This is a genomic window from Trebonia sp. (assembly GCF_049794275.1).
Classification (GTDB): domain Bacteria; phylum Actinomycetota; class Actinomycetes; order Streptosporangiales; family Streptosporangiaceae; genus Trebonia.
In genome coordinates, this window is the sequence record NZ_JBARCR010000164.1 from 1 (window position 1) to 3,941 (window position 3,941).

The 3,941-nt window shown below is 72.1% G+C and carries 5 protein-coding genes; all 5 read left to right on the forward strand.

All coding sequences use genetic code 11. The features are described 5' to 3' along the window. On the forward strand, nt 1-372 hold a 372-nt coding region (locus WA805_RS04700), incomplete at its 5' end, for an ATP-binding cassette domain-containing protein (RefSeq protein WP_425241727.1). Then, entirely contained in the window at nt 369-1,157 is a 789-nt protein-coding gene (locus WA805_RS04705) for an ABC transporter ATP-binding protein (RefSeq protein ID WP_425241728.1), read from the forward strand. The genes WA805_RS04700 and WA805_RS04705, both read left to right, overlap by 4 nt. 105 nt (nt 1,158-1,262) lie before the next feature. Next, nucleotides 1,263-2,414 (forward strand): CaiB/BaiF CoA transferase family protein, encoded by a 1,152-nt coding sequence (locus tag WA805_RS04710; RefSeq protein WP_425241729.1) that lies wholly within the window; start codon nt 1,263-1,265, stop codon nt 2,412-2,414. Continuing rightward, nucleotides 2,411-3,619: a thiolase C-terminal domain-containing protein gene (locus tag WA805_RS04715; protein ID WP_425241730.1), complete on the forward strand. Its 1,209-nt coding sequence runs from the start codon at nt 2,411-2,413 to the stop codon at nt 3,617-3,619. The genes WA805_RS04710 and WA805_RS04715 overlap by 4 nt, the downstream gene beginning before the upstream one ends. Nucleotides 3,620-3,627: 8 nt before the next feature. Then, a partial coding sequence (locus tag WA805_RS04720) for a Zn-ribbon domain-containing OB-fold protein (RefSeq protein ID WP_425241731.1) occupies nt 3,628-3,941 on the forward strand: 314 nt, incomplete at its 3' end.

Genomic DNA, 3,941 nt, shown 5'->3' on the forward strand with positions numbered 1-3,941 from the left:
GCCATCAAGTTCGCCGGCGGCGGCCTGTCTCCCGGCGCGCGGGTCGGTTCGCTCGGCGCCGGCCAGCGGCGGCTCGTCGAGGTCGCCCGCACGCTGGCGGGCAAGCCGCGGCTCATCCTGCTCGACGAGCCCGCGGCCGGGCTGCCCGAGGAGGAAACGGCGCACCTGACCTCGGTGATCAAGTCGATTCCCGAGAAGACCGGCGCGCTGGTCATCCTCGTCGACCACGACATGTCGCTGGTCTCCGCGGTGTGCGAGACCACGGCCGTGCTCGACTTCGGCAAGCTGATCGCGTCCGGCCCGACCGCGGCGGTGCTGCGCGACGAGAACGTGATGCGCGCCTATATCGGAACAGCGGAGGTCGCGACATGAGCGCGCTCACCCTGAGCGGCCTGACCGTCGAGCGCGGCGGCCGGCCGGTCGTCAAGGACGTGACGATCACCGTTCCCGCGGGCGAGGTGACCGCCGTCCTCGGGCCGAACGGCGCAGGGAAGTCCTCCATGGTGCTCGCCGTCGGCGGGGTGCTCAAGCCGCGCCCTGGGTCGGTGTCCATGGACGGCATGGAGCTGGCGGGCCGCCGCCCGGAGAAGATCCGCGCCGCCGGCGTGGCGATCGTGCCCGAGGGGCGGCGGCTGCTGCCTGACCTGTCCGTCGAGGACAACATCCGGGTGGCCACCTACGCGCTGTCCAAGCAGGCGGCCGTAGAGGGCCGCGCCCGCGCTCTCGAGCTGTTCCCCGCCCTGGAGCAGCGGCTCACGGTGCCGGCCAGGTCGCTGTCCGGCGGCGAGCAGCAGATGGTCGTGCTCGCCCAGGCGCTGGTCTCGCAGCCGAAGTACATCCTGATCGATGAGCTGTCGCTCGGCCTGGCGCCGGTGGTAGTCAACCGGCTCATCCCGGTGATCCGCGCCCTGGTGGCCTCCGGCATCGGCGTGCTGCTCATCGAGCAGTTCGCGACGGTGGCGCTCGGCCTGGCGACCAGCGCGTACGTGATGGAAGGCGGCGTGATCCGCTACTCGGGCACGGCCAGCGAGCTGCGCGACAACCCAGAGCTGCTGCACTCCGCCTACCTGCTGCGCGGCAGTTCCGCGGCGCCGGCGCCCGGTCAGGCAGGGGTGCCTTCGGTGCCCCCGGCGGCCCCGCCCCCGGCCGTCGGCTGAGCGCCTGCCGAGGGCCCGGCCCCTGCGCCGAGCCTTGCCCGTGGCTGGCGGATCGTATACGTTCCAAGGCATCGCGACGATGCGGCCAGGGGTCGGAGGTGGGCGATGGGAGAGTCAGGACGGGCGCTAGACGGAGTTCGGGTGCTCGACCTGACTCACCAGGTCGCCGGGCCGTCGGCGACGCTGGCGCTGGCGTTCCTCGGGGCCGAGGTCGTCAAGGTGATCGCGCCGGGCAGCAGGGACAGCTTCGACGCGATCCCGTTCTACCTGAACAACGCAAGCAAGAAGTCGATAGAGCTCGACCTGAAAGCACCGGACGGGCTGCGCACCGCGCTGCGGCTGGCCGAGCGCGCGGACATCTTCGTGGAGAACTTCAGCCCCGGCGTCATCGACCGGCTCGGGCTCGGCTGGGATGTCCTGTCGGCGCTGAACCCGCGCTTGATCTACGCGCAGGTGAAAGGGTTCGCCGAGGATTCGCCGTACCGGGACTTCCCGTGCTTCGATCCGATCGCGCAGGGTTTCTCCGGCGGGTCGAGCATCACCGGCGAGCCGGACGCGCTGCCGATGAAGCCCGGCCCCGACGTGGGCGACACCGGCACCGGCATGGTGCTGGCCGGCGCGATCCTCGCCGCGCTGTACCAGCGGGAGAAGGACGGACTCGGCCAGCGGGTGCAGATCGCCATGACCGACCAGGTGGCGACCTTCATGCGGATCCACTACGGCTGGCCGATCGAGCGCGGCATGGACACTCCGCGGTTCGGGAACCGGCCGCCGTTCCTGGTCACGACCGCGCCGTCCGACATCTACCCGTGCCCGCCGTTCGGGCCGAGCGATTATGTGCACATCCACTGCGGGAGCGACCGTCAGTGGGAGCGGATGGCCAAGGCGATGGGCCGGGAGGACCTGCTCGGCGACCCGAGGTTCGCCACGATGGCGAGCCGCGGCGAGCACAAGGCCGCCGTCGACGAGGCGGTCCGCGCCTGGACGGCCACGCTGGACAAGATGACGGTGATGCGGGTGCTCGGCGGCGCGGGCGTCCCGGCCGGCGCGCTGCGCACCACGACTGAGGTGCTCAACGACACTGACCTGCGGGACCGCGGGATCTTTGTCACCGTCGACGACCCGGTGCGCGGAACGGTGACCATACCGGGCTGGCCGGTGCGGATGTCCAGGTCGCCCGCCCGGGTGGCGACGCCCCCGCGGCCAGGCGAGCACACCGCCGAGGTGCTGCGGGAGTGGCTCGGGAGCGACGGGTGATCCGGAAGGCCGCGGCGATCGCCGGCATCGGGCAGACGGCCTATGCCAAGGCGCTGCCGCCGGCCGCGTGGGAGCTTGCGGTCGAGGCCGTCCTCGCGGCCTGCGCGGACGCCGGCGTGGACGTCGCGGACGTGGACGGGATGTGCCGGTTCACCGCCCCGTTCGAGACGGTCAGCGAGGCGATGCTGGTCCGCGCGCTCGGCATCAGGGAGCTGTCGTTCTTCGCGCAGGCGCCGCACGGCGGCGAGGCGCTCGGCGCTGTCGTGGCGCACGCCGCCGCGGCGGTCAGCGCCGGGCTGGCGAACGTCGTCGTGGTCTACCGGGCGCTCAGCCAGTCCAGGGGCGGCCGGTTCGGCAGAGCTGATCGGAGAGACAGGGCTGACCGGGCTGGCGGCGGGGCCGCGGACAGCGCGGCGGACATCGTGGTGCCCGAGCAGGACAACCTGTCATTCGCCTGGCCGTACGGGCTGATGTCACCCGGCCAGCTGTTCGCGCTATGGGCCAGGCGGTACGCCACCGTGCACGGGCTGACCGACGAGGACCTGACCAGGACGCTCGGCACGATCGCCATCACCCAGCGGCAGTACGCGAACAGCAACCCGGCCGCCATGATGCGGGACCGCAAGCTGGACTGGGAGACCTACCAGAATGCCCGGATGATCAGCGAGCCGTTGCGGCTGTTCGACCTGTGCCTGGAGAACGACGGGGCTTGCGCGTTCGTGGTGACCAGCGCGGAGCGGGCGCGGGCGCTGCGGGACGACCCGGTGTACGTGCTGTCGGCCACCCAGACGCTGAGCCCGTACCGGGAGCCGATGGGCATCTACACCGGCGGGGAGATGCTCGAGCTGTTCCCGGCCGCCGCCGCGGACCGGCTGTTCGGCCAGGCCGGCGTGTCCAGGAAGGACATCGACGTCGCCGAGCTGTACGACGCGACGTCGTACATGACGCTGCGGTCCTTGGAGTCGTACGGGTTCGCGGCCGACGGCGCGGGCTGGCGGTACGTCCTCGACCACGGCACAGGGCCGGACAGCCCGCTGCCGGTCAACACGCACGGCGGGCACCTGTCCGAGGCGTACCTGCACGGGATGAACGGCATCCTCGAGGCGGTCCGCCAGCTGCGCGGCACCGCGTGCAACCAGGTGGCCGGCGCTGAGGTCGCCCTGGTCGGCGCGCCGGCCGGCAGCGCCACGATCCTGGCGAGGTGAACACGGTCATGACGGTTGTTCCCGGGATGACGGAGCTGACGGCCCCGTACTGGGAGGCGGCCCGCGAGGGGCGGCTCGCCATCCAGGAGTGCCGGTCCTGCGGCCAGCTGTCGCACCCGCCGCTGCCGGCCTGCCCGCGCTGCCACGGCCGCGACCTCGGCTGGCGGGAGGTATCCGGCACCGGGACCGTCTACACCTACACGGTCGTCCGCCACCCGACGCACTTCGCGTTCGCGGACACAATCCCGTACGCGATCGCGCTCGTCGAGCTGGCCGAGGGCCCATGGCTGATCACCGGCATCACCGGCTGCCCCCCCGACGG